This window comes from Acinetobacter sp. CAU_H_78 (assembly GCF_058599365.1).
On record NZ_CM178652.1, the window covers coordinates 1,047,600 to 1,073,445 of the forward strand.

The 25,846-nt window shown below is 40.5% G+C and carries 26 protein-coding genes and 1 pseudogene; 15 read left to right on the plus strand and 12 right to left on the minus strand.

All coding sequences use genetic code 11. The features are described 5' to 3' along the window. Positions 1–179: 179 nt before the first annotated feature. The gene (locus tag AC4MCD_RS05165) at positions 180–1,208 is read left to right on the plus strand and encodes a type I glyceraldehyde-3-phosphate dehydrogenase (RefSeq protein ID WP_491876695.1); all 1,029 of its coding nucleotides are present in this window, start codon (positions 180–182) and stop codon (positions 1,206–1,208) included. A gap of 179 nt (positions 1,209–1,387) precedes the next feature. Then, complete coding sequence (locus tag AC4MCD_RS05170; protein WP_005236433.1) at positions 1,388–1,684, plus strand: hypothetical protein; 297 nt, start codon at positions 1,388–1,390, stop codon at positions 1,682–1,684. A 36-nt stretch (positions 1,685–1,720) separates the two neighbouring features. On the opposite strand, the gene AC4MCD_RS05175 is transcribed toward AC4MCD_RS05170, so the two are convergent. The 3 genes and pseudogenes from AC4MCD_RS05175 to AC4MCD_RS05185 all read right to left on the minus strand — a co-directional run bounded on the left by AC4MCD_RS05175 (position 1,721) and on the right by AC4MCD_RS05185 (position 3,687). After that, complete coding sequence (locus tag AC4MCD_RS05175; RefSeq protein WP_491876696.1) at positions 1,721–2,020, minus strand: AzlD family protein; 300 nt, start codon at positions 2,018–2,020, stop codon at positions 1,721–1,723. Next, positions 2,017–2,761, minus strand: a pseudogene (locus AC4MCD_RS05180) (AzlC family ABC transporter permease). The gene AC4MCD_RS05175 and the pseudogene AC4MCD_RS05180 overlap by 4 nt, the downstream one beginning before the upstream one ends. A 257-nt stretch (positions 2,762–3,018) precedes the next feature. Then, on the minus strand, positions 3,019–3,687 hold the full coding sequence (locus AC4MCD_RS05185; protein ID WP_491876697.1) for a hypothetical protein: 669 nt from the start codon (positions 3,685–3,687) through the stop codon (positions 3,019–3,021). A 254-nt stretch (positions 3,688–3,941) separates the two neighbouring features. Between AC4MCD_RS05185 and AC4MCD_RS05190 the strand changes: the two genes are divergently transcribed. From AC4MCD_RS05190 to AC4MCD_RS05210, 5 genes are all read left to right on the plus strand, one after another. Next, positions 3,942–5,108 carry an ATP phosphoribosyltransferase regulatory subunit gene (locus AC4MCD_RS05190; RefSeq protein WP_180034206.1) on the plus strand — a complete coding sequence of 389 codons (1,167 nt, stop codon included), beginning with the start codon at positions 3,942–3,944 and terminating at the stop codon, positions 5,106–5,108. A 79-nt stretch (positions 5,109–5,187) separates the two neighbouring features. Continuing rightward, complete coding sequence (locus AC4MCD_RS05195) at positions 5,188–6,507, plus strand: adenylosuccinate synthase (protein ID WP_004784184.1); 1,320 nt, start codon at positions 5,188–5,190, stop codon at positions 6,505–6,507. Positions 6,508–6,636: 129 nt separating this feature from the next. Further along, on the plus strand, positions 6,637–7,422 hold the full coding sequence (locus tag AC4MCD_RS05200; protein ID WP_419374641.1) for a M48 family metallopeptidase: 786 nt from the start codon (positions 6,637–6,639) through the stop codon (positions 7,420–7,422). Between the two features lie 93 nt (positions 7,423–7,515). Beyond that, on the plus strand, positions 7,516–7,824 hold the full coding sequence (locus AC4MCD_RS05205; RefSeq protein ID WP_004784177.1) for a hypothetical protein: 309 nt from the start codon (positions 7,516–7,518) through the stop codon (positions 7,822–7,824). A gap of 112 nt (positions 7,825–7,936) precedes the next feature. After that, positions 7,937–8,710, plus strand: a complete 774-nt coding sequence (locus AC4MCD_RS05210) for a M48 family metallopeptidase (protein WP_419365514.1) — start codon at positions 7,937–7,939, stop codon at positions 8,708–8,710. Positions 8,711–8,849: 139 nt separating this feature from the next. Here AC4MCD_RS05210 and slyD read toward each other — a convergent pair whose 3' ends face one another. The 3 genes from slyD to AC4MCD_RS05225 all read right to left on the minus strand — a co-directional run bounded on the left by slyD (position 8,850) and on the right by AC4MCD_RS05225 (position 12,283). Next, entirely contained in the window at positions 8,850–9,332 is a 483-nt protein-coding gene (gene slyD, locus AC4MCD_RS05215; RefSeq protein WP_004784172.1) for a peptidylprolyl isomerase, read from the minus strand. Positions 9,333–9,468: 136 nt separating this feature from the next. Continuing rightward, on the minus strand, positions 9,469–10,755 hold the full coding sequence (locus tag AC4MCD_RS05220) for an NAD(P)/FAD-dependent oxidoreductase (protein ID WP_491876698.1): 1,287 nt from the start codon (positions 10,753–10,755) through the stop codon (positions 9,469–9,471). A gap of 214 nt (positions 10,756–10,969) precedes the next feature. Next, complete coding sequence (locus AC4MCD_RS05225; RefSeq protein WP_491876699.1) at positions 10,970–12,283, minus strand: D-alanyl-D-alanine carboxypeptidase PBP6B; 1,314 nt, start codon at positions 12,281–12,283, stop codon at positions 10,970–10,972. A 175-nt stretch (positions 12,284–12,458) separates the two neighbouring features. Here AC4MCD_RS05225 and AC4MCD_RS05230 point away from each other — a divergent pair, with 175 nt between their 5' ends. After that, positions 12,459–14,162, plus strand: coding sequence for a M61 family metallopeptidase (locus AC4MCD_RS05230; protein WP_491876700.1), 1,704 nt, complete (start codon positions 12,459–12,461; stop codon positions 14,160–14,162). A 69-nt stretch (positions 14,163–14,231) separates the two neighbouring features. Here the strand turns inward: AC4MCD_RS05230 and paaI are convergent, their stop codons facing one another. The 3 genes from paaI to AC4MCD_RS05245 all read right to left on the minus strand — a co-directional run bounded on the left by paaI (position 14,232) and on the right by AC4MCD_RS05245 (position 15,666). After that, a complete protein-coding gene (paaI, locus tag AC4MCD_RS05235; RefSeq protein ID WP_491876701.1) occupies positions 14,232–14,624 on the minus strand; it encodes a hydroxyphenylacetyl-CoA thioesterase PaaI in 393 nt (130 codons plus the stop codon). A 168-nt stretch (positions 14,625–14,792) separates the two neighbouring features. Further along, positions 14,793–15,191 (minus strand): hydroxyisourate hydrolase, encoded by a 399-nt coding sequence (gene uraH, locus AC4MCD_RS05240; RefSeq protein WP_419374637.1) that lies wholly within the window; start codon positions 15,189–15,191, stop codon positions 14,793–14,795. 31 nt (positions 15,192–15,222) lie between these two features. Then, positions 15,223–15,666: a GlcG/HbpS family heme-binding protein gene (locus AC4MCD_RS05245; RefSeq protein WP_491876702.1), complete on the minus strand. Its 444-nt coding sequence runs from the start codon at positions 15,664–15,666 to the stop codon at positions 15,223–15,225. A gap of 174 nt (positions 15,667–15,840) precedes the next feature. Here AC4MCD_RS05245 and AC4MCD_RS05250 point away from each other — a divergent pair, with 174 nt between their 5' ends. After that, complete coding sequence (locus AC4MCD_RS05250; RefSeq protein WP_491876703.1) at positions 15,841–16,512, plus strand: heavy metal response regulator transcription factor; 672 nt, start codon at positions 15,841–15,843, stop codon at positions 16,510–16,512. After that, the gene (locus tag AC4MCD_RS05255) at positions 16,509–17,867 is read left to right on the plus strand and encodes a heavy metal sensor histidine kinase (protein WP_491876704.1); all 1,359 of its coding nucleotides are present in this window, start codon (positions 16,509–16,511) and stop codon (positions 17,865–17,867) included. Before AC4MCD_RS05250 ends, AC4MCD_RS05255 begins: the two co-directional genes overlap by 4 nt. An 8-nt stretch (positions 17,868–17,875) precedes the next feature. On the opposite strand, the gene AC4MCD_RS05260 is transcribed toward AC4MCD_RS05255, so the two are convergent. After that, positions 17,876–18,658: an rRNA large subunit pseudouridine synthase E gene (locus tag AC4MCD_RS05260; protein ID WP_005236402.1), complete on the minus strand. Its 783-nt coding sequence runs from the start codon at positions 18,656–18,658 to the stop codon at positions 17,876–17,878. A 469-nt stretch (positions 18,659–19,127) separates the two neighbouring features. Between AC4MCD_RS05260 and AC4MCD_RS05265 the strand changes: the two genes are divergently transcribed. Both AC4MCD_RS05265 and AC4MCD_RS05270 read left to right on the plus strand, forming a co-directional pair. Next, on the plus strand, positions 19,128–19,268 hold the full coding sequence (locus AC4MCD_RS05265) for a hypothetical protein (protein ID WP_373686382.1): 141 nt from the start codon (positions 19,128–19,130) through the stop codon (positions 19,266–19,268). A 247-nt stretch (positions 19,269–19,515) separates the two neighbouring features. Further along, positions 19,516–19,701, plus strand: a complete 186-nt coding sequence (locus AC4MCD_RS05270) for a hypothetical protein (protein WP_419365520.1) — start codon at positions 19,516–19,518, stop codon at positions 19,699–19,701. 682 nt (positions 19,702–20,383) lie between these two features. Here AC4MCD_RS05270 and AC4MCD_RS05275 read toward each other — a convergent pair. Next, positions 20,384–20,548: a hypothetical protein gene (locus tag AC4MCD_RS05275; protein WP_491876705.1), complete on the minus strand. Its 165-nt coding sequence runs from the start codon at positions 20,546–20,548 to the stop codon at positions 20,384–20,386. A gap of 880 nt (positions 20,549–21,428) precedes the next feature. Between AC4MCD_RS05275 and AC4MCD_RS05280 the strand changes: the two genes are divergently transcribed. The 3 genes from AC4MCD_RS05280 (at position 21,429) to AC4MCD_RS05290 (ending at position 24,359) form a co-directional block, all read left to right on the plus strand. Next, positions 21,429–21,557, plus strand: coding sequence for a hypothetical protein (locus tag AC4MCD_RS05280; protein ID WP_004784138.1), 129 nt, complete (start codon positions 21,429–21,431; stop codon positions 21,555–21,557). Positions 21,558–21,730: 173 nt separating this feature from the next. Then, complete coding sequence (locus AC4MCD_RS05285) at positions 21,731–22,282, plus strand: M23 family metallopeptidase (RefSeq protein WP_419365523.1); 552 nt, start codon at positions 21,731–21,733, stop codon at positions 22,280–22,282. 88 nt (positions 22,283–22,370) lie between these two features. After that, the gene (locus AC4MCD_RS05290; protein ID WP_491876706.1) at positions 22,371–24,359 is read left to right on the plus strand and encodes an acyltransferase family protein; all 1,989 of its coding nucleotides are present in this window, start codon (positions 22,371–22,373) and stop codon (positions 24,357–24,359) included. Between the two features lie 74 nt (positions 24,360–24,433). Here the strand turns inward: AC4MCD_RS05290 and AC4MCD_RS05295 are convergent, their stop codons facing one another. Further along, entirely contained in the window at positions 24,434–25,642 is a 1,209-nt protein-coding gene (locus AC4MCD_RS05295; protein WP_419374631.1) for a YbfB/YjiJ family MFS transporter, read from the minus strand. Positions 25,643–25,846: the final 204 nt, after the last annotated feature.

Genomic DNA, 25,846 nt, shown 5'->3' on the forward strand with positions numbered 1-25,846 from the left:
ATTTATTTCAAATCTCGGTAACAGAAACTTCGCATTGCCTTTATTAAAGCATGAATTTTTCGATGAAATATTGGACATTCTGTGTAATTTTTAGTGGATTTAGCTGAATAGTTATCAGTCAGCTGGATAATTCCATTAATATAGGCGCACAAAGTTTTATGCCGCAGTAGGGAATGTCGATGCAACGTATCGCAATTAATGGTTTTGGACGAATCGGACGCAATGTGTTGCGTGCATGGTTTGAAAATCCGAAAGATTTTAATTTTGACATCGTTGCCATTAATGACGTTGCCGACGTTGAAACCTTATTGCATCTATTTAAATATGATTCTACTCATGGCCGTTTCCCGGGGCAGGTCGATCTGACTTATGAAGATGAGTATGCCTACCTGCATGTCACTTACCGCGATGCTTATCAGAAAGTTCAGGTGTTAAGACAGGCGAATCCGGTGGAAATGCCATGGCATGAACTGAATATTGATGTGGTATTGGAATGTACCGGCCTATTCCGTTCGCGTGAGGCTGCGACTCAGCATATTACTGCCGGGGCAAAACGGGTGATTATCGGTGCTGCACCGTTTGATACGGTGGATGCCGCAATTGTCTATGGCGTCAACCATCGAGATGTCAAAGAAAGTGACCAGATTATTTCCAGTGTTTCCTGTACTACGCAGGCATTGGTACCGCTAGTCAAAATCATTGATGATGCTTTCGGGATTGAGACTGCACTGATGACTGAAATTCATGCGGTGACAGCGGATCAGTCAGTACTGGATCATGCCCATCGTGATTTAAGACGTGCCCGTGCTTCCGGGCAAAATATTATTCCAACCACATCTTCAGCTTTGGGTGCGCTCAAACGCGTAATGCCGAAGATGGAGAACCGGATTGATGGTTATTCGATTCGCGTGCCAACCATTAATGTAGCGGCCATTGATTTAACCTTTATCTCCCAGTCACCCATTACTGATCATCAGTTGAATGAAGTATTAATGAACGCTGCACGTCAGGATTTTGCTGAAATCATGTCTGTGACAGATGAGCCTCTGGTCTCTAGCGATTTTAATCATTCGCCTTATTCATTGATTGTGGATTTGACCCAGACCATGGTGGTGGGGCATCAAGCCAAAGTATTTGCCTGGTATGACAATGAATGGGGTTATGCCAACCGGTTACTGGATCTCTGTGATTCCTTTTATATACATTAAGCTATTTTGAAAGCATCCTAAATCGGGTGCTTTTTTATACAAGATTAAAAAATTAGAGGAAAATGAATAAGAACTTGGACGTAATTGATCGAAAAGCTCTGGATTTATGCCGAATATTTCTATGATCTGGATATTTTTTCGTTAAGATAAAGATAATTAAATGGAATAAGAGCAAGCACATGATGTTGATCTGGGGATTTATTATATTACTAACCTTGGCTGTAATCTTTTTGATCTGGCTGCAATTTAATAATAATGAGAGTTCACAAAGTGTGGAAGGCGTGCCAGTTGAGGAAAAAGTGGCGCATCTGGAAGAAAATTTAAAAAAGACCTTGGAAATTATGCAGGATCTGGCGAAAAAGATGCATGTGCAGCAGGAAGTACTGGATCAGACTACAGCCAAACTGCAAAAAGTTGAGCTGCAAAATGCAGAACTGGTAAATCTGCTCGCTAAAGTAGTAGAACCAAAGTCATAAGACTCTTTCATGCTGGCTTAGCCTTATATAAAGGATTTAAAGCAGTAACGTTCTTAAAATAGCTGCCGAGGCCATGCTAATTAAAATGGTCGGCAGCATGCCAAAGCATGATGCAACGAATAATGTCACCATTATAGCGATCAGATCAGCCGGATCATCTCGTAAAAAATATGGGGTGATCATCGAAATCAGTACGCAGCCTGGAATCACTTCCAGAATTTTACGTTGACGATTATTTAATGTTTTATTTTTCAGCAAGACATAGCCGAGTAGGCGAGTGCAGTAAGTTGTTAACGCAACCAATATAATGGCGATAAGAGTACTCATATGGATCATGCTTCATCCTCCTGAATCAGCGATAAGGCAGAAGCAATTCCAGCAAGTGCCCCAATCAGCACATACCAGTTACTCGGCAGATAGAGATAAGCCAGCGCAGCGCAAATAAAGCTGACCAGCCAAGGACGGGCCTCACTGAAACCTTTCCACATGCCTCTCAGTAAGACCAGTACAATGGCTGGGAAAGCCATATCAAAGCCAAAACGGTTAATGTCGCCTAATACGGGTCCAACCAAGGCACCTAGCGTGGTAAAGCCGACCCAAGCCAGATACAGCACAAAACATAGGCCCGCATAATAGGCCATACTAAATGCATGACGTAAACCAAACTGTGCCAGTCGACGCTGTGCATCTGTCAGACTGAAAGCCCAGCTTTCATCCACCATAAAAATAAGGCCGTAAAGACTTTCCGATTGGGAAGATGTCTTAAATAAGGTACCAGCGTTGCACCGAGCAGGATATAACGGCTGTTAATCAGAAAAGTAATAAAGATCAGGGTCAGTAGGTGCGGTGGGTCAGTCCATGCTTCCAATACGGCAAACTCGGAACCGCCCGCAAAGTTGAGTCCAGTGAGTAGTGGCACTTCTAACAAACTAAAATCTTTCTGTGCCGCGGTTGCCCCCAAGACTAGTGCTAGAGGAATGACCCCTAATAATAAGGCATGCAGTCTTTCACACCACGCTGGAATTCACTCAGAGGAGTGGCAACAACAGACGTGATACGTGACTGAAAGGGGAGCATGAAGTCGCCTGATTTTATCCATAGAACGGAAGAATAGTTTATAGGAATTTCAGGAGGCTTTGTAATGGGAGTGACTTGTACACTCTGTTAGCATTCATGCTTTAAGGCAATTTGTCTAATATAAGGATGTTCAACAACCCAATAAGTGATACACAGGAAAATCATATCAATATTGCACACACAGCAAAGAGATAAAAAAATCGAGATAGACTGCTATCTCGAATGTGGAAAAATCAAATTAAACTTAGATTAAATAGTTAGAACTGAGCTGATTCGGTATTAACTTTCTCAGTTTTTTGCTGCTGTTGCATCGCGTTATATTTTTTTATAAAAGCATCAGTCTGATAGTAAATATTTAAATCAAAACTCATATGAGGTGCACTAATCTCAATAATGTCACCTGTTGGTGTAACATATTCCGCATATTGATTCCCGACAAAAGGTTCCTGGTTACTGATCCGTTTATACCCGCGTTTTTCAATATAACCTTTAAACTTCTTAAAGCCTTCGTTCCCCATTTTGTCTTTATTCTCGATTTGCATAAGGACGGCTTGTAGGGAATCTTCAGGTGAAAAAATATAAGTCACTTTTGTAAGGTTATCCACGCCATAGCCATTGCCATTCGTGGAGATCATTTTTCCTTCGCTATATGAATTTATTCCCAGCTCATCCCAGCCTGATAATTGACGGGTCACAGATTGATACGTGGAATCACCTAATTTAAAGCCTAATACAGGTGTACCTGTTTTACTCTCATCTTGCTCAGGCCAAATTTTAGGCTCCTCAAGCGGAGCTTGTGTTACTTGTGAAGTGGACTGAGCATTATTTGGAGTTTCTTCGCTTGATGCGGCATTGTTTTGAGTACAAGCCCCAAGAGGAAGAAGAGTGGCGAATAAGAATAAGTATGAAATGGTTTTAATTGGCATACATGAACCTTATTATTTATAAATAATTAGAAGAATTAAGATTATAATTTAAACATGGTTGATTTTAAATTGACTATTTATTTCAGATAAATCATAGGTTGAAGACCTAAAGTAGCATTAGTTGATCAGTCAGAGAAAATTATCAAAATTGCGATGCACAGCCTAAACGATCGTGCTAGACTAGGAGAAATCGGGTGTGCTCCCGATTTTTTTATGCGGTTTATTCCGCGCTGACAAGAATTTAGGTTTACAACATGCCCATTTCAGAGACATGGTTATTACCTGATGGTGTAGCTGATGTATTACCAGAACAAGCGCAAGTCATCGAAAGCCTGCGCCGTCAATCACTGGATTTCCTCGCATCTCGAGGTTATCAGCTGGTGTACACGCCATTTATTGAATACATTGAATCTCTATCTTCTCTCTCAGAATCGAATCAGGATTTAGACTTAGCCACTTTTAAAGTGATCGACCAGCTGTCTGGCCGTTTGCTTGGTGTGCGTGCCGATATGACACCACAAGTGGCTCGTATCGATGCGCATGTACATCCAGTGGAAGGTGTGGCTCGTTATTGTTATGCGGGTACGGTTTTACATACGAAACCTCAAGGATTTAATACCACACGTGCACCATTGCAGTTAGGTGCAGAATTATTTGGTTCAGACAGCATTGATGCTGACGTGGAAATGGTTGACCTGATGATCAGCCTGATTCAGGAAGCAGGTCTGGCCGACGGTATCCACCTTGACTTAGGTCATGTGGGTCTGTTCCGTAGTCTGATTGCACAAGCGGGTTTAAGCAAAGCAACTGAACGCCAATTGTCTGATCTTTATCAACGTAAAGCATTGCCAGAACTGGCTGAATTTACTGCAAATCTTAAGTTTGGTTCAGACTTTTATACGCTTGGCCGCTTTGCAAGTGACCTGGATGCTTTAAAAACGAATTTAAGTGCTGAAGTATTAGAAAATCCAGCCTTCAAACAGGCATTTGATGCACTGCAAACCACCAAAAATGAAGTTCAGGCACGCTGGCCGAATCTGCATATTGGGATTGATGTCGTCGAGTTACGTTCATACCATTATCACACCGGCCTGATGTATGCCGTTTATGCACCGAACCGTGCTGCTGCACTGGCACAAGGTGGCCGTTATGATGGTATTGGTGAGCATTTTGGTCGTGCACGTCCGGCAACCGGTTTCTCTTGTGACTTATATGCTTTAAGTGCAGGCAAGTTTGCTACAGCTAAAGTTGTGGTAGCACCAAAGGGTACAGATGCTGCGCTATTAAATGCGATTCAGGCAACCCGTGCACAAGGCTTAAGTGTAATTCAGTTATTAGGTAATGATGATTTAAACTCAGTACCGTATGCAACTCACCAGCTGGTGAATGTGGACGGTGAGTGGACCATCAAAACGATTTAATCGCTTTAATTGTTTTACTCAGTGTTCATGTCGCTGAGTGGGACTTTCAACTTTAACAGCATGATGTAATGAGGCTATTATGGGCAAGAATGTTGTGGTACTTGGTACCCAATGGGGCGACGAAGGTAAGGGTAAGATCGTCGACCTGCTCACAGATCAAGCGGCTGCAGTAGTTCGTTATCAAGGCGGACATAACGCAGGTCATACTCTCGTGGTTGGTGGTAAGAAAACTGTATTACACCTCATTCCATCAGGTATTTTACGTGAAAACGTATTGTGCTTAATTGGTAATGGTGTGGTTCTTTCACCTGAAGCGCTCATCAAAGAGATGGATATTCTTGAAAAAGAAGGCGTGCCAGTACGTGAACGTCTACGCATTTCTCCAAACTGTCCATTGATTCTTCCGCACCACATCGCACTTGACCAAGCTCGTGAGAAAAAACGTGGTAATGCGAAAATCGGTACAACTGGTCGTGGGATCGGGCCTGCTTATGAAGATAAAGTGGCGCGTCGTGCAATCCGTGTTGCTGACCTGGTACGTGGTGGCGAACATCTGAAAGCTCAGCTTGAAGAATTGCTTGAATACCACAACTTCCAATTGACTCAATTCTTCGGTGTTGAAGCAGTTAAAGTTGAAGACGTACTTGCGCTTTGCGACGAATGGCGCAAAGTGATCGAGCCTATGGTTATGGACGTGACTGGTGAACTTCACGCTTACCGTAAAGCTGGCAAGAAAATCATGTTCGAAGGTGCGCAAGGTTCATTGCTTGACGTTGACCACGGTACATATCCGTACGTAACATCTTCAAACACGACTGCTGGTGGCGTAAGTTCAGGTTCAGGTCTTGGTCCATTACACCTTGACTATGTTCTTGGTATTACTAAAGCATACACCACTCGTGTAGGTTCAGGCCCATTCCCAACTGAGTTGGTGTATGACGCTGCAACAGATACAGGTGATGCAATTGGTAAACACCTGGGTACTGTAGGTTCAGAATTTGGTGCGTCTACTGGTCGTCAACGTCGTTGTGGCTGGTTCGATGCTGAAATCCTGCGTCGTTCAGTAGAAGTGAACTCACTGTCTGGTATTTGCTTGACTAAACTTGACGTTCTTGACGGTTTAGAAGAAGTGAAAATCTGTGTAGGTTACGAAGCTGCTGATTCTGGCTGTGTTGGTTCTTCTGATGCGCTTGCATTTGAAACTTTAAAACCAATCTACGAAACTATGCCAGGCTGGAAAGAATCTACTTTCGGTGCGAAATCACTAGATCAATTGCCACAAGCGGCAATTAACTATGTGAAACGTCTTGAACAATTGATTGAATGTCCAATCGACATCATTTCAACTGGTCCAGACCGTGAAGAAACCATTATTCTTCGCCATCCGTTTGATGCTTAATCCTTTAAGTTGAAAATGATAAAAACCCTGTGATTTCACAGGGTTTTTTATTTGGAAAAGCTTATAAAAATGATTGAAAACCTGTTTGGATTCTTTATGATGTTTTGACCTTATATATTTGAGAAGGTCATGAAATATAAAAATTTATTGGCGGGGATGGTCATTGCGACTACATTAACGGGGTGTACTACGGTTGCAGATTTGATGGGAGCTGATTCAGCTACATTAAATCTGAGTGCAGCACAAAGCTATAATCAGATGCTGACAGAGGCCAAGCAGAAACAGATTCTGGATACGACTTCTGCCACCTATAAAAAAGTAAACCGGGTTTTCCTGAAAATGAAGCCTTATGCAGATCAACTTAACCAGACTGGTCAGAAGTTTGACTGGCAAGTGGCGGTGATTAAATCCAACGAGATTAATGCCTATGTCGCACCAGGTGGCAAGGTGGTGTTCTATACGGGCATTGTCGACACACTAAAACTTACAGACGATGAAGTTGCTGCCATCATGGGGCATGAAATGGTGCATGCGCTTGAGGAACATTCTAAGAATAAGGTAGGAGCGCAAGCACTTACTGATCTGGCAGTAAGTATCGGTAGCAAGTATGTCGGGCAGTCCGCGGGTGGTTATGGTGGGCTACTGCTGGATATGGGTGCTCAATTTGGTGTGGGTTTGCCATTCTCACGTAATCTGGAAAGCCGTGCCGATAAAGGCGGTCTCATGCTGATGGCACGTGCGGGCTATAACCCGAATGCAGCGATTACTTTGTGGCAAAAAATGAATGCACAAGACAGCCGTGGCAATAGCGTCCTGAATAAATTTACTTCTACGCATCCAACGAATGATGACCGAATTGCAGCCTTGCAACAGCTGATGCCTGAAGCGATGACGGTATACAAGACTAAGAAATAATTTCGAAACTCAGGACTAAAGTCTTAACGGCAAGTGCTGTGCAGTGGCATGGCGCTTGTTAGAATAAAACAAAATAAAATATGAGTATGCAGGATGCATAAAAATATCTCGGGAACGATGTTCTATTCCTTGTTATTCGCGATGGGTGGCGCACCGACCATTGCGATGCTGATCATCCGTGCCCAAACCCAAGATCCTGACATTATTTATGGGGCATTTATTGGCTTGAGCGTGATCATTGCCTGTGTATTGGTACCGGTCATCTTGCTGCAGAATGCTTTTCTATTTTTTAAGCGTAAAAGTGAAATTTTAGAAGAAAAAATTAAACCTTTGTGTCATTTATATTTAGGTTTAAATATTGTCTGTCTGATTTATTGGCTTGCGATACAGTATTGGGGTTAAAATTACATAAAATATAACAAGATGAAGTAATTGTACATTTAGTTGCTCCAGCCTTTAACTTATAATTTTTTACAATGTAAATTAACCTTTTGCTTATGGTGGAGTCACTATAATGAAAAATAAATTCTTGTTAGGTATGGGCGCAGCCGCAGCCATTACTTTGTCTGGTTGTACAACTATTGCCGATATTGCAGGTGCAGATACTGCGACTTTAAATGCTTCAGCCAGCCAAAGCTACAATGCTATGGTGGCAGACGCTAAAGCGAAAGGTCAGCTCGATACCAGTTCAGCGACATATAGTCGTATTAATGCTGTTTTTAACCGTTTAAAACCTTATGCCAACCAACTGAACCAGACAGGTACTGCATTTCAATGGCAGTTGGCCGTACTGAAATCTGATCAGGTCAACGCTTTTGTGGCACCTGGTGGTAAAGTGGTTTTCTATACCGGTATCGTGAACAAGCTGAATCTGACCGATGCTGAAATTGCAGCCATTATGGGTCATGAAATGGTCCATGCCCTGGAAGAGCACGCGAAACAGAAACTTGGTGCACAAGCCCTGACTGATCTGGCATTGGGCATAGGTTTAAATGCAGCGGGCGTAGGACAGGGTGGTGCTGCAGTGGCACAATTGGGTAGCCAGATTGGTATCGGCTTACCTTACTCACGCAATCTGGAAAGTCGTGCGGACCAAGGTGGTTTAACCCTTATGGCGCGCGCTGGCTATAATCCAAATGCAGCGATTACCCTTTGGGAAAAAATGAACAAGCTTGAAGGCGGCAGCACTGGCGTGACTTTCCTGTCTACTCACCCATCGAACAGTCAACGTATCGCAGCAATGCGTCAAAATCTGCCAACAGCAATGCAGATCTATAACAAACGTTAATGATTGCGTAATTTGAGTGATTCGCGATTTTAATGATGAAAAGCAGGGCAGTAGTCCTGCTTTTTTTATATTTAAAATTTTAAGGCAATAAAAAAGGCAAAGTTTTCACTTTGCCTTTTTGTACTAAAGACGGAAAGTCTTAGTGGTGGTGACCACCTGCACCGTGTACGTGACCGTGATCAAGTTCTTCTTGAGAAGGTTCACGGATAGACACGATTTCAACTTCAAAAGTTAAATCTTGACCAGCAAGCGGGAAGTTAGCATCAACAACTACGTTGTCACCTTCAACTGCTTTAACAGTTACGATTTGAACGCCGTCATCAGTTTGTGCTTGGAACTGCATGCCTGCCTGGATGTTGTCTACGCCTTGGAACATTTGTTTAGGCACTTCTTGCACAAGCTCTGGGTTATATTCGCCATAGCCTTCAGCAGCAGGAACATTTACAGTGAATTTTTCACCAACAGTTTTGCCTTCTAAAGCTTTTTCTAAACCAGGGATGATGTTACCTGCACCGTGCAAATAGGCAAGTGGTTCACCTTGAGATTTGTCGAGAGTTTCACCCTCTGCGTTAGTCAATGTGTAGTGGAAAGAAACCACGAGGTTATTTGCAATAGCAGTCATATTAATTGATCCATTCAATTTTTTAAGGGTACATCATAAAGTGAAATTGTATTTTTGTAGACTAAAAATAGCAAAAAAATGCAATTTGACATGTTTAATGACGATTTTTTCATATATGAGGACAATATTTACAATTTCAATGCAATTTCAGCTTGGGTGCAATTTTTCGTGTAACAAAGTCTTTGGCAGTTAACAGGCCAGCATGGGTATAGCCATGAATGGTGGCCTGATGAATCCGGTACAGGGATACATACATGGATTTCGCAACAAAGCCTTGAACATTGACCTGACCCAATAATTCACCGACAGCACTGTTTTGACTTAAAGACACTAATGAGCCTTTGTCAGAAAACTTGAACATCGGTAAATAGCTTTCACCATTAATGCGTGCTTTTAAGGCTCGGACCAGAAAAGTGGCCTGCTGGCTGGCGACCTGTGCACGGGGGCCTAAAACCGGTTGATCTGCTTCAGGCTGACAGTGAGCACAATCACCAAAAACGAAAATATCCGGGTCTGACAGAGTTTGCAGAGTTGCATAAACTTTTAGGCGATTAATGTTATCTTTTTCCAGCTCCTTAAGTTTGGCCAGAACTTCAGGTGCTTTAATTCCAGCAGCCCAGACTTTAATTTCTGCTTCGAGGCTTGAACCATCAGCAAAGTAAATCTGGTCTTCATCGACTTTAGCGACCCGGTGACTGGTTAATACCTCAATACCTAGACGATTAAGCTGCTCCATGGTGTGTTCAGCCATTTTCTCAGACAGTGCAGGTAAGATCCGGTCAGCGGCTTCAATCAAAGTGATTTTGACTTTATTTGGATCGATCTTGTTCAGACCATATTTAAAAAAGTTTTGTTTGGCGATCACCAGCTCGGCAGCCAGTTCTACACCAGTTGCACCGGCTCCAATAATGGCAATTTTAAGCTCACGCGAAGAGGTTTGATTTTGAGCATTGAGATAAAGATGTAGCAGATCCTGCTGGAAGACATCGGCCTGCTGGCGGCTGTCGAGAAAATGACAGTATTGGGCAACACCTTCCGTATTAAAATCATTGGAAGTAGAACCTAATGCCAGCACTAGCGTGTCATAGCTGATGTGTTTCTTCTGTTTAGGCTGGGCTTTTTTAGAAAAGTAATCTGTTTCCAGAATAATTTCTTTAGCCTCACGGTCAAGATCAACAAATGTTCCCAGCACAAAGTGATAATGATGAGCCGCAGCATGACTAAAATAATTGGTTTCTTCTGCATGCGGATTAAGCGTACCTGCAGCAATTTCATGCAATAAGGGTTTCCAGATATGCGTCAGTTTCTGATCTACTAGGGTAATATGCGCTTTGCCACTTTTGCCTAAGGTTTCGCCCAGTTGAGTAGCCAGCTCCATCCCACCTGCGCCACCACCTACAATTACGATTCGATGTGCTGTCATATATTATTAACCTATTTATTTTTCTAATAAAAATAAGAGAAATTTAGACCAAATATACTATGGCATGGGCAGCAGGCCGTCTTGATTAGAATTGTTATACAAATTACAAAACGTAGCAATTATGTCAGGGGAGGTAAAATTGACGAGAGAAAAGGGAGAAATTTAAGGGGGGAGTTAGAAGGCAAATGAGAGGCCTTCTAACTGTATTCAGTGTTTATTTCTGGATTGGATAGAGTTTGGCACTTGGTGCACTTTCTGCAAAGATGCCAAAGAAGCTGGATAACCAGCTCAGAAATTTCTGGAAGAAACTGGCTTCTTCAAGTTCCACCATATCTTCAATCTGGATGGTACGAATAAGCTGATTATTCTGATAGACATGAATCGTCGCTAATGGCATCACTTTGGCCATAGGTGCAATTAACTCAGAAGCAGTCATTTCTACATTGATATGAGTTTGGGTTTCATGGAGCGGTTCAATGCTTTGCATTACACCATCACCTGTATTCAACATTACCCGTTGATGGTTTTGATCGAACTGGTTCAGGTCAATGGCATAATTCTGATCATATAAAGATGTCGTAATAATCTGCGGCTGTTTGGTCTGAACCTTAAACATTTTCAAAGTCGATTTGATCACCGGTAATTCAGCGAGTAGCTGTTTGTCTTTAATGGCGACTTCATTACGGGTATAGGTATACGCCAGATTCATCAACTTATGCGACACTTCAGCGCGTTTGGCAGCACTTTTGGTACCTAAAACCACCACGATCAAACGACGGTGGGGCAGTTCCATATCATAAGTTGGACGATTGGCGGTGAGCGCCAGGTTATAGCCGGCTGCACGAGTAAAGCCAGTTTTTAAACCATCGACGCTTGAGTCCACTTGCAACACACGGTTAGTGGCACGGTGGAAATGGTTGTTATAGGTAAAACTTGGCTGTTTGGAATAATATAGATAGTCCGGAGTTTGATTGACTACAGCTGCCGACAAACGCGCCAGATCCGTTGCAGTAGAATAGTGCTCAGGCATGGTAATACCGGCCGGATTCTGGAAATGGGTATGAACCATACCTAAAGCTTTTGCTTCCCGATTCATTCGCTCGACAAAGCTTGGAATATCACCTGAAATTTTTTCTGCCAATGTCACAGCAGCATCATTCGCCGACATGATAATCAGGCCAGCTAGAAGCTGATCAATCGAAATCTGCTCACCTTCTTTCAGATACATTTGTGACTCATCCCACATCACTGTTTTCACAATCGGTGTTGCAGTTAATACTTCACTTTTATCTAATTTACCCGCCTGAATTTCCTTTAGTGCAATATAAGCCACCATCATTTTGGTGAGGGAAGCTGGTGCACGTTGAACGTCGGCATTGTGTTCGGCAATGACTTGGCCTGACTGTGAGTCAAGAATGGTCCAGGCTTCTGCTTCAACGCTTTCAGGCACAATATTTAGAAGGGCAGCATATGAAATTGCAGGCACAAACAGGCTGAGAACTGCAAGCAGTGAGATGATGTATTTCAAAGGTGTTCCTTAATAACCAACCGGTCGATGAACGATTTAATTTTCACGCATGCTATGCCTTTTTTTTAAGGATAGCTAGTCAGAAATGTAGACAAATGCGACAGCTAAGCAATACTGGCCTAAAAAATGCTAAGCTAAGCTATAACTCATTTATTTGTATTTTATATCGCCCATTATGTTGCATTATCAAATCGAATTTGACGATTATCGTCAGCATCTTATTCACGTAACTCTTCGCTTTTTAGCAGACCCAACACAAGTCCTTTCTTTACCGACCTGGATTCCGGGCAGTTACCTGATTCGCGAGTTCTCAAAGCATATTGAAGCAGTCAAGGCTTATGATGAGGATGGACGCCAGCTACAAATCCAGAAGTTTGAAAAGAATAAATGGCGTTTATTCAATACGGATCATGAACTGATTACTGTGGAATACGATGTCTACGCGTATGACCTGTCTGTTCGTGGTGCATATGTGGATCAAAACCGTCTCTATGTGAACCCGGCTTGTGCATGTTTGGGGTTGGAAGGTCAGGAACATAAAGAAATTGAAGTTGAAGTATTCCTGCCGGATGAGCTGAAACATTTCCAGCTTGCGACGGGTATGCAGGCCAAAAGTCTGGTCAAAGGTCGTTATACCTTAAAAGCTAAAAACTATGCTGAACTGATTGATGCGCCGTTTGAACTGGCAGAGCAGACCCGATTCAGTTTTGAAGCCAATGGCATTCCGCATGAGTTTGTGGTGTCAGGCAAACATGCGATGAATGAACAGCGTATGAAGCAGGACATTGAGAAAATCTGTGCGACAGAAATTTCCATGTTCGGTTCTGCGCCGTTTAATGATTATACCTTTATGACCATGGCAACCGGTAACAGCTATGGCGGTCTGGAGCATCCGAACTCAACCAGTCTGATTACACCGCGTGATGACTTTCCTAAAGCAGATGAGCCTGAAGAACCATCGAAAGATTATCAGCGTTTCCTTGGCCTATGTAGTCATGAATATTTCCATTCATGGTTAGTGAAATTCATTCGTCCTGAAAACTTCGTGAATTATGACTTGAACAAAGAAGGCTATACTTCTTTGCTTTGGATCTTTGAAGGGTTTACGTCGTATTATGATGACCTGATTCTGCTACGTAGTGGCGTGATTAATCAGGAATCTTATATTGCATTGCTCAAAGCGCAGATTGATCGCTATTTGCAAAATCCGGGACGTTTTATTCAATCGGTATCTGAGTCTAGCTTTGATGCCTGGGTAAAATTCTATCGTCAAGATGAAAACTCAAACAATGCCGGTACCAGTTACTATAATAAAGGCTGTTTAGTTGCACTTTGTTTGGATCTAGGTCTACGTCTGCGTGGCTCAAGTCTGGACGCTTTGATGCGTAAACTATATGAAAATACGCAAAATGGCATTCAGGTCAATGAACGGACTATCTTTGAGTTATGTCAGGAATTGACTGGTGATAGCTGGTTAGAACAGATCAATCACCTGATCAATACTACTGATGAATTGCCATTAGATCAGTTACTACCTGAATTTGGCGTGAGCTATACGCTGAAAAATGACAAGTCATTGCCATTCGGTCTGAAACTTGCAGATAAGCCTGAAGGTGTGCTGGTTCAGTCTGCACGTCGTGATGGAGCAGGGGTAAAAGCGGGTCTTTCAGCGAATGATGTGATTGTGGCGATTGATGGACTTAAAGCAACGACGAAACTTGTCGAGAAATATGCGAAACAGGAAGGTACTTATACTGTCCATGCATTCCGTCGTGATGAGCTGATGACTTTTGACGTTCAAAATGGTGGTTCTGAACTGACTGAAGTTGAGTTGAAAGTTGAAGATCAAGCCAAAGCCGAGAAGTGGTTAAAAGCTTAATCAGAATGTTGCTATTAAAAAAAACCGCTGTTAAGACAGCGGTTTTTTTTATTGGGTTTTCTAGATGATTTATTTAATGATCAGTCGTGAAGATCCACGGAATTCAGCCACGATTTGCTCTTTCTGATTCAGGATCTGAATATCGTAAATCCCACTGCGACCGCTACTGGCTTTATGTTCAGCTATGGCGGTAAGGGTATCACCGAGCAGTGCCGGTTTCAGATAATGAATACCACAATGTTGGCCGACTGCTGGATGTTCGCCGGTATTGCAGGCAATGGCAAATGCAGCATCAGCTAATGCAAAAATCACAGCGCCGTTACAGGTTTGATGTCCCTGTAGATGTTGTTCAGTCACTTTCAGTTCAATCTTCGCATGATTGTGATTATAGGAAATTAGATGTGCACCAAGATACTGAATTAATCGATCTTGATTAAACATCTGGTTCACTTGCTGATCCATTGCAAAACTCCTTTTTAGATACACTTATTTTAAAAATATTAATTATATGAATCATAAATAGCATTCCAGGAGATAAATAACAAGCGAAAGCCAGATGAATGATGAAATGCAGCTGTTTTACACATCAAAATAAAGCGCCATAGAAATGACGCTTATAGAAACTAAGAATTAGTTACCACGATAGGTTGAATAGCCATAAGAGCTCAGTAATAACGGAATATGATAGTGCTCTAGAGTACCGTCAATCGTAAATACCACAGGTACTTCAGGGAAGAAGGTACGTTGATTATTGGCTTTAAACCAGTCACCGGTTTTGAAGGTCACTTTATAGATGCCTTTCTGTAAAGCTGTATCTTTAGGATAAAACTCTTTGATACGGCCATTGGCATCTGTTTTTAACTCATTCAGTTTTACCCACTTGTCACCTTGTTGAGCTTCCAGAATCACCGTGACATTGGCGGAAGGCAGACCAGTTTCCTGATTCAGCACATGCACACTTAAAGGATTCTGTGCAAAAGAAAAGCTTGCTGTCGTTGCTAGAAGAGTACCAAAAATAATTTTTTTCATAGGTCTGTTCCTATTCAATAGATAGATAAAATTAAAGTTGTTTTAAAGTATGTTGAATGCCTTGTGCGGCACATTGATGATCCTGTTCAGAGCCACCAGAGCCTGCAACGCCAACAGCGCCAATGAGCTGGTTTTTATAAACCACAGGCACCCCGCCGCCGAGCAATAACAATTCATCCAAGGTATTTAAATTCTGTGCATCTGGGTTCTTTTGTGCATGACGCATAAAATCCAATGTACTTGTCTTAGTCGAGTATGCAGTAAAGGCTTTACGCTGTGATGCAGTTAAATTGTGAATTCCGACAGATTCATGCCGTTGACTGGCCAAGACATTGCCGCCTTGATCCAGTACTGTGACTGCAGCGGGTTTGCTGGCTTTCTGACAAGCTTGCATGACGTTCTCAGTAAGCTGATTTGCTGTACTCAAGTCCATAATATAGGCCGTTCTTAATTCAGCATGGCTTAAGCTAACCATTGCTAAACTCGCTAGATATAAAAATATTTTTCTCTGATTTAATCTACTTCTCATGATAATGTTCAGTCATATAGAAATTGAGAAGATCATAATCAAAGAATGGAAGCTCATGGATGACAATCAGATTACCAATTTGTAATCTTTGCGCCGTATGAAATTGATTAAACTCAGCCCATGCATATTTTAATTGTAGAAGATGAAACCAAAATTGCCGGCTTCTTGGCCACAGGCTTAAATGAATCCGGCTACCAAACTACACAGGTGGGTAATGGCCTGCATGCCTTATCGGTGCTGGAACAGCAACCGATTGATCTGGTATTGCTGGATGTGATGCTGCCCGACCTGGACGGCTGGCAAGTCCTCAAAACCTTGCGTACTTTCTCTAAAGTCCCCGTACTCATGCTGACTGCCAAAGATCATGTGCTTGACCGGGTTAAAGGATTAGAACTGGGTGCAGATGACTATTTAACTAAGCCTTTCTCTTATATCGAACTCTTGGCTCGAATCAAAAGCCTGCTACGCCGTGTACCGAAAGTTGAACATGAAATGTATCGGGTGGCCAATTTAGAATTGAATCGTTTAACCCGGGAAGTATTTCGAGACCAGCAAAAAATAGAGCTTACCCAAAAAGAGTTTGCGCTTTTACAGTTGCTGATGGAACACCAGTCTGAAGTTTTAACCCGTACCCAAATTGCTTCACTGGTCTGGAATATTAATTTTAATACTGACACCAATGTCGTTGATGTTGCTGTACGCCGATTACGTTCTAAAATTGATGACCATTTCAGTCCAAAACTTATTCATACGGTACGTGGTATGGGCTATAAACTGGATGTGCAAGCATGAAAATGCATTTGGGCACACGTCTCGGCATCGCCTTTGGTCTCATTTCCTGTATCGTTTTTCTAAGCATCGGCGGGTTGTCCTATCATAATATGCAGCAGATGGTGCAACAACAGCAGGATGAAGCCTTGGCCTTGCGGATTTCCAGGATTGAAATATTTCTGGCTGATCAGCAAAGCTTTCAGGTGCTGATCGAACATCCAGAGCTTTATGAGAATATGCTTGGACAGGAAGATAATTTACTGATCCTTAAAAACGCGCAGAATACATTAATTGATATTAATCCTCTAAATATCGCGATTCCTCTATTGGATTATCATACCAAGCTGAATTATCAAAATAATAAGCTTGAACAACCCACGACCCGTTTGGCATTTAAGCAAGTGAAGTTTAATGGACAGACTTATCAACTGATTGCCGGTAAGCAACTCATAGCAGGGCAACAGGTTTTAAAGCATTACTTGATAAAATTAGTGATATACACTCTGCTTGGTATTATTTTATCCACCTTGTTAGCCTGGCTGATGGGACACTATCTATTGCGATCCATGCGTCAGTTAATTTACGCGACTCAGCAGATCAGTGTGCAGCAGTTGGATCAGCGTATCAAGTTGCCAGCCCGGACTATTGAGGTGCAGCAATTAACAGAGGCCGTGAATGCCATGCTGAACCGAATCCAGCAAGGCTATGAACAGCTGGCCCGATTTTCTGAAGATATTTCTCATGAATTACGAACGCCCCTAAATAACTTGATGGGGCAAACCCAGATTGCCTTGTCGAAGTCACGCAGTCGCGATGAATTAGAAAATCTGCTGTATTCTCATTTGGAAGAATATGAACGTCTGACCCAGATGATTGAAAACATGCTGTTTATTGCTCGGGTGGAACATGGTCAATATCAGATAGAAAAACAGACACTAGAACTGAGCCAGATCATAGGGGATTTGCTGGCATATTTTGAGTTCTTGGCAGAAGAAAAAAATATATCTATTTATACGGATATTCCGGCTCAACTGAATATATCTGCGCATCCGGAACATCTGCAACGTGCGCTTGCCAATTTACTCAGCAATGCTGTGCAATATGGCAAGGAAAATGGCGAGATCAGAATCACGGCGATGACTACAGAAAATAGCTGCCGGATTGATGTACTGACAGCAGGTGTACATATTGGCGAACAGCATTTAGTCCATCTGTTTGAACGATTTTATCAAGTTGATAGCAGCCGGCATCAAAAAGCCCAAACGGGTGGTTTGGGCTTGGCGATTGTGCAGTCGATTATGCAGTTGCATCAGGGGGAGGTTCAGGTGAATAACCATCCTCAAGGTGTGGTTTTTAGTTTGATCTTCCCGATCTAAGCAGTGGCTTAACGTGTACGACGGCCACGACTCTTGGTATTTGGACGGGTGGTACCATTGGTCTTGCGACGTGGTTTCTCACCTTCTTCCATTTGCCAGATACGCGGTGTACCGGTTTTTTTCTTGGTGCCGTCTTTCGTTACTTTCTTGTTAATCGGTTTACCACCGGTGCCACCCGGTTTTTTCACATAAGAGCGCGAGCGGTAAGGTTCTTGAGCAGGCACATCTTTAAAGTCTGGATAAAGTAGGGGTTCAATTTCTTTAGTTTCACCGGGCTGTAAACCTAATTGAACCAGATCAATCGAACCGATTTTGGTGCGGATCAAACGTAAGGTAGGAAAGCCGACTGCTGCAGTCATACGACGTACCTGACGGTTACGGCCTTCACAGATTGAAATTTCGACCCATGAAGTTGGAACAGAAGCACGGAAACGTACCGGGGGATTACGTTCCCATAACCATTCCGGTTCAGTGACTTTAATTGCTTTGGCTGGCAGCGTAATCCCGTCATTCAGTTCAACGCCTTTACGAAGCTGTTCTAAAGCTTCTTCGGTTATATCACCATCGACCTGAACCAGATAAGTTTTGAATTTTTTGCTGGCTGGATTGGTAATATATTGGTTTAAACCGCCATGATCGGTCAGGAACATCAAACCTTCAGAATCCATGTCCAGACGACCGGCAATACGCAAATCTGGATCGTCTACGAAATCAGCCATAGTCTGATGTTTTTCATCTGGACGAAATTGGGAGAGGACGTCATAAGGCTTGTTAAGAATGACAATTTTCACTTTAACCTACTAAAATATATAAAATAATTCTGGTGTGGCAGTCATGTTGCCCATTGTGATACTCCTTTACTTATAAGTAGGAGATAAGGGAAAACATAAAAGAGTCCACTAAGTGGAAGCTATCATAGCAGATTCTGATTTATCTTCCTCGAATTTATGTTTTGCATCTCATTTGATTGCGGCCATGCCGCTTTAAAATGATGTACTTTTTGTATTCAAATATGATCTTCCGTTTAAGAATGTTAATCATCGATAATCTACATTTTCTACTGCACTCGTCGAGCCGGTTAAGGGAAAATAAGACAATTCAAGGCAAAGCAAAAAATTGATAATGATTTTTATAGACCCAAAATGGTTCTGACGGATTTACATACCATACAAAAAGCTTTCCAAACTGGCTTAGACCACTACAAAGCAAGCTGATATTTTAATTTCACAGTTTCTAATATTTTTAATTTTGAGGTGAACAATGAAATTGTTGACTTTAATTAGTATGGGTATTGCAGCGAGTTATTGTTATAAAACCGTCAAACATAACAAGCAAAATCTTTCAAATCTAAGTTTTGATGAAGTAATAAATCAACACATTTTACGAGATTTTATAGCCTGAGTATTATTCATATTTACCGTTAGCTTAAGCTAATTATAAATAGAGAATCTCAACATATCCTGTTGGGATTTTTTATTTTTATCATTTAAATATTTTTAGATAAGATGAGTAAGAAAATTTATATCAAAATGAAAGTTACATGATTAATCTATTAAATAGTCAATTAATACAACTCTATAAAGCAATGTAAACGAAAAATTCAAATCTTCTGCTAAATTAAAAATAAACCAAATGTGTGGAGGTTTGTATGAGAAATATACCAGAAGGAACCCAGGTTATTCATCATATATCAGCTCAGGACTGTGCATTCTATAAGGAAGAAAATGGAATTCTGAAAGTCTGGAGTAGTGGCACTTGGGTGAATGCAATTGTACCAAATCTGGAAAAGATGATGGAGCTTGATTTCGAGTTAGAAGTACTCAAATCTATGTAGTAATTCAAAACTTAAAGATTCTTTTATAAGAATCTTTAAGTTTATAAATTGATATTTTTAAAAATAATAAAAAATGATCTTTATAGAGAAAAATAATTTCATTGAGAGTAAATTAGCAGTTATTGATTATTTAAAAATATAGTTCTGATGTCTAGTATTAATTTGATAGAAAATAAGGAAAATACATTATGAAATAGTAAAATTAAAACCTATGAAATAACTTAAAAAGACATGAAGTTCAAAAGTTTAAATTTTGGAATGGCAATATATTACATAGAAAAATTTTTTATAAACAAAGATTATTTTATGGTTTTAAAGAAATAATCTATTAATTTTTTCAAATGAAATTCTATAAATTTATGAAAATTAAATAGATATTGGTTGACAATAAATGTTTAATTTATAGTCTTGATCTCTTATGTTTTGTTTTACTTTAGTTTAATTATTCAAGATTATGTAATATTTTGTTATTTAGTTTTATGCTTAGATGGTGTATAAATAATATACAGCTCTCCATGAGGGTAAAACACATGACTAAAGCAGAATTAGCTGTCTCCGCATTGGTCGTATTCCTTATTACCTTGATGGTTTATGGAGTAGGACAATCATTAAGTTATTAAAATAACTTTTCCTAATGGTTCCCCGTATGTAAATAAAGCCCTTCGTGGGCTTTATTTTGTTTTTAGTCTGAGTCTGAATCACTCTTCTGATTTTCAGAATATTCTAGTGCAGCTTTTTGTGCTTCTGCGGCGGCTTTAGCTTCCAAAGGAATAGCATCTGCTGCAATAGTAGAAGTACCATAAAAACCCATCATGATGAGTATTAGAACTTTCGAAAACTGTTTCATATAAAATCCTCTAATTTTCTAAAACTTGATTTCAGTGTAGGGGATAAAACTCTGTGGGCATGTATGAGCGGTATCTGCTTATGTAAGATATTCGGGCTTAGCGTGAAAACCCTTTCACCTTATGTAAGAACAATTATCTTATGAATTATTTTGTAGAATTAATTAAAGAAATGTTTTAGAAATTGAAAATATTAAATTTTCTTAAATTTATAACTAGAATGATATAAATTTAATAAACTTAAAATTTAATTCCTTTAAAGAAAATATAATCATTTATTGAATAAAATAATATGGATTAAAAAATAATTAAAATAAGAACAATAGAAAATATTATAGAGCTAAGAATATTTGAACCTTAGCAGATTCTATGGAAGTAGCACCACAATCGGAAATTAATAAATTGTTAAACCTGAAGATAGTGACAAGATGACTTTGAATACAGATTTAATATTCAATTTACCTTATCATGCAGTTATTCCTTTATAGCGAAAACTGTGGTCTACATTTTTGTAGCCTCTCATGCTAAATATACTATTACTGTGTTGGTCTGAGTCTGAACTGGAAACTTTGTGAACGTTGATAAATCAATGCTGAATTTGGCTCATCACATTGGACCCGCATTTATTGTTAGATTTTTTGAAAGGTTTCATTCAGAAAACCAGATCTATACTCAGAGTTAAAACAGGTATCAACATGCAACGCTATGTAAGCGATGTAAATACCTTGAATAAAGATCTAATCAGAATTGAATCACTTAATAAAGATGCTTTTACATTGACGTATTTAGATACAGCTCAGTGATTGGCTTATTTTATATAAAGGTTAGAGTGATTAATGCAACTTCCAGTGATAGAGACAGTTCTTCAAAGGAGTTTATGCTATGGCTAAATCAAGAGCAAAACACAAGCAAGTCCAGCAAAAGGATAAAAAGGACAGTGCTCAAAATGAAGAGCAACAACAGCAACAGCAGCAACCCTCTAAACCATCCCGTGCGAAAAAGCGTAAATAAAATTTAGACTTGATTTAACAAAACCCTCAGCTGAGGGTTTTGTTATTTTTAAGACTGTTTCTGAAAAATAATCTGGAAAAAACATCACTAAAAATAACAGGATTTTGACTTTAAATTTCTGTGTATTCCTTAAGATAAAACGAACCCCTCATTAAACGGCTATGTGAGCTATTGTGAAAATTCCCAGAATCCTGCTTTTAATATTTTCCTTAAATATATTACTCACTGCCTGTCAGCCACCGCCCTCAGGTGAGCCAGCGGGCTGGAAAAGTCCGTACCTCTATTGGCAATTAAAAAAAGCTGAGCTGATTAGACCAGTAGAAATTCCTGTACAAGGAGTAACAGCTCGCCAGATTCAGGATACCTGGGGTGGAGCAAGGAGTGAAGGTCGCAAACATGAGGGGACTGATATTTTTGCTAAACGGGGAACACCGGTAGTCAGTGCGACCCAAGGGATCGTCCGCAAGATTGGAACCAATAATTTGGGCGGTAAAGTTATCTGGATTACTGGCCCGAATTTAAGCCAACATTATTATGCTCATCTAGATGATTATGCTGAACATATTCAGGAAGGAGACTGGGTAGAAGCAGGTGAAATCATTGCCTATGTCGGCAATACCGGTAATGCAAAAAATACACCACCACATTTGCATTATGGGATTTATCTCAGTGGGGAAGGTGCAACCAATCCTTATCCTTATTTAAAGGTAGAAGAATTGGAATAAGCGCAAGTGAATGTAAAAAAAATGTAAAAGATCGCCATCTAAAGAGTGAAAAGCATAAAATAGCGTATCTCCCGCTTTTCCTGTTTTTATGAGTTTTGCTTATCGATCAGATATCGATGGCCTGAGAGCTGTTGCAGTATCATTGGTCATTTTCAATCATCTCGGCTGGTCTTTATTTTCTGGCGGCTATATTGGTGTTGATATTTTCTTTGTCATTTCCGGTTATCTCATCACGACCATTCTGACGCGCGATATTGAGTTGCAGCAATTTTCAATTGCCCGGTTTTATAAGAAACGGGTGATCCGTCTGGCACCTGCATATTTTACTGTACTGGCAATTGTCAGTCTAATTACCTGGCAGGTGATGTTGCCGGGTGAACTGATAGAATATTTCAAAAGTGTCATGTATGCGACTGTGCTTATTGCCAATCTGTATATGCGGAATGAGGTAGGAGATTATTTCAGTCCGAATGTAGAAAATGTGCCTTTATTACATTTATGGTCATTGGGCGTAGAAGAGCAGTTTTATATTTTCTGGCCACTCTTACTATGGTTATTCTTGAGTAAAACCTCGCGTAAATATCTTTGGTTTGTCATTAGTGTATTCATTGTCACTTTAGTTATATACGCCCAACAACAACTGACTCATAATCCGGCCAAAGCTTATTATAGTATGCCGGTACGGGCGTTTGAGTTGTTGATTGGCGCATTGATTAGCTGCTTGCCAAAACCAAATGTGCCAAAAAAACTATTACAGGGATTGGTCTGGGCGGGAGTGGGTGTTCTATTTGCAACTGCAATTTATTTTGATCAGCAAACCCCATTTCCGGGACTGATGGCATTGATCCCATGTCTTGCAACGGCACTCATTATTTATCTGGGGCAATCCATATCTTCAAGTAATTTATTGCTGAGTAATCGTCTTAGTACATGGATTGGCAAAATTTCATATCCTCTGTATCTATGGCACTGGCCGATAATCGTATTCTTTGGCATTTATATGCTGCCCTTGAATCTGGAAAATCAGATTATTATTGTTTTTCTGTCACTTATATGTGCATTTCTGACTTATAAACTGGCTGAAACACCACTGAAACGCTTTGTGATGGCTGCAAATTATAAAGTGATTATTCTTGGGTTTCTGTTGCCTGCAGCCAGTTTTATTGCGATCGCCCAAACCATCAAAACACATGAAGGTTTCCCGGAGCGTTTTCCAAAATCGGTGCATGACAAACAGGAAGCATTACATACGTATGCACATGTGATTCGTAGTAACTGCATGGATACTGCGGATCCAAATGTTTTGCCCAGTGCTCAAGATTGTATCTTAGGACAATCTAAAGAAGATATTGATTTCCTGTTGATTGGCGATTCCCATGCCAATGCCTATACAGCAATGCTGGATGAATGGGCAAAGGACGCCAATTTACGCGGTTATGACGTTACACAAAGTTCTACCTTTTATCTGCCAAGTGTGCAGCGATTTGAATTAAAGCTGAATCAATGGAAAGAATTGACCAAATTCCAAAAACGTAATGATGCTATTACTGCGCATCTGGCAGAAACCCGTTATCCAATGATTATTCTGGCGGGCTCTTATGCGCAGTACTTTGACGATGATGTGAAACTTAAAGATAGTGTCCATCATACTGAGGAAGAGATATTTAAAGCAGGTTTGATGAAAGCCTTAGAAATTGCCCATCAATCTAGTGATCAGGTTATTCTAATTAATGATGTCCCACATCTAGACTGGGAAGGGATTCCATCTGATTGTAATATTCGTAAAGAGATTCTTCATCGAGACGCTTCATGTACAGTTTCTCGAAAAAGTTATGAAGCACATTTAAAGCAATTCAATCAGATTTTGGCAGAAGCAAAACTGAAATATCCGCAATTGAAAATTATTGATCCAACCAAAGTCATCTGTGATCAGCAGGCATGTAAAACGATGCTGAATGATGTGCCTTTGTATCGTTTTAAGGATGATAATCATCTTAATGATCAGGGTTCACGGCAATTGGGTGTTGAATATCTAAAACAGTTTGGTAACCCGCTTAAAGATTTGAAGAAAGATTAAATGGAATAAAACCACGTTTAATGATGTGGTTTTATCAATTGGGACTTGGGTCATTGTCTGACTTTAATTTTTATTTAATTCTTTTCTTCTTGAACAGAAACCGGTTGCGGTTGCTCATCTGTCTTATATTTGGAAGAACGTGTATTCCAGACCAATTGCAAAGTTCCGGCTAATAAAACTAAAGCGGCCAGCATAAACTGTTGATGGTAGTTTAATCCAAGATATTGCAGGGCACTAAAACTCAATCCTCCAATCAGCTGAACAGAGGCAAAACATAGAGTCGCAATGCTCCAAAGCTTTTTATAGGCCAGTCCATACAGTTGTAAAATGGTATAAGAGGTAAGGAAAACCACAGCGGGATTCAACATTCCAGTAAAAAAAGAAGAACTAAAAGTCAGGAATGGATTAGCATTTAGAGTCGCGATAAAAATTGCCAGAATATATACACTATAAAGAATTTTCAAGGCAGTAAAATTGCCAAATTTTCTTGCCAGAATATAGGCAGAGAAAGCTCCTAAGGCACTGCCTAAGCCATATAGAATCCAGTTAAAGTTAATCCAAAATAAGCTTAATCCTAGTTCATGGCTGAGATAGTCAATCCAGAACAGGGAATGCGGAATATAGGCAAATGCACTACAAGCATAAACCACCAGTAAACTATAAAAAACTGTATTTAAAGGGACTTGAGCAGCATGAGAAACAGATTGTTTAGCTAGATAGGGTTTAAATTGTTGTATCAGTAGGCTTAAGCAGATACAAATCATAAGGGCAAACCCACATAAGATCAGCCAGGCCGTACGTATGGAAATCTGGTCAAGATAAGGCAGAAACAGGGTAGCCAGTAAAACCCCTAATCCAATCCCGCTAAAACCAACAAAATTGATTTTAAAACGGTCTTTTAAATCACAGCACTGAGCCACGACACTTGGTGACAAAATCATGAGCAGGCCACCACTAATACCGGAAATCACGCGCCAGCTGATATACCAGATTTCAGAAAATCCTGCAAAGGCACAACAGAATAGGCTAAGCATTCCAGCTATTGCAGCAAGCTGAATATAAGTGCTCATGCTTCGGTCTTGGGGCAAGCGCATCGCTGCAAAAGCACCGATTAAATAACCCAGTAGATTGGCACTACCCAAAAGACTGGCAAAGCTCGTGCTCCAGGCAAAGGCTTCCCGTGTACCAGGTAACAATGCGGTATAGGAAAAACGCAGAATGCCGATGCCTAAGCACATGCTCAGGCAGAGAAAAAGACTAAGCTTGACCGTATTTGAGGACATCCATGTACTCTTGGAGTTTTATATTTGTTCAAAAAATAGCATGAATCATCAAGCTAAAGGAGAAAAGGCTGAATAGATTTTATTGAGAAAAGAAACGCTGGATTAACAGCATGCCTCTTTTTAAATATCTATAAAGCTTGTCGCGGAAATTTTTTAAACAATAAAAAACCGCATTCATGAATGCGGTTTTTTGAGTTAACTTTT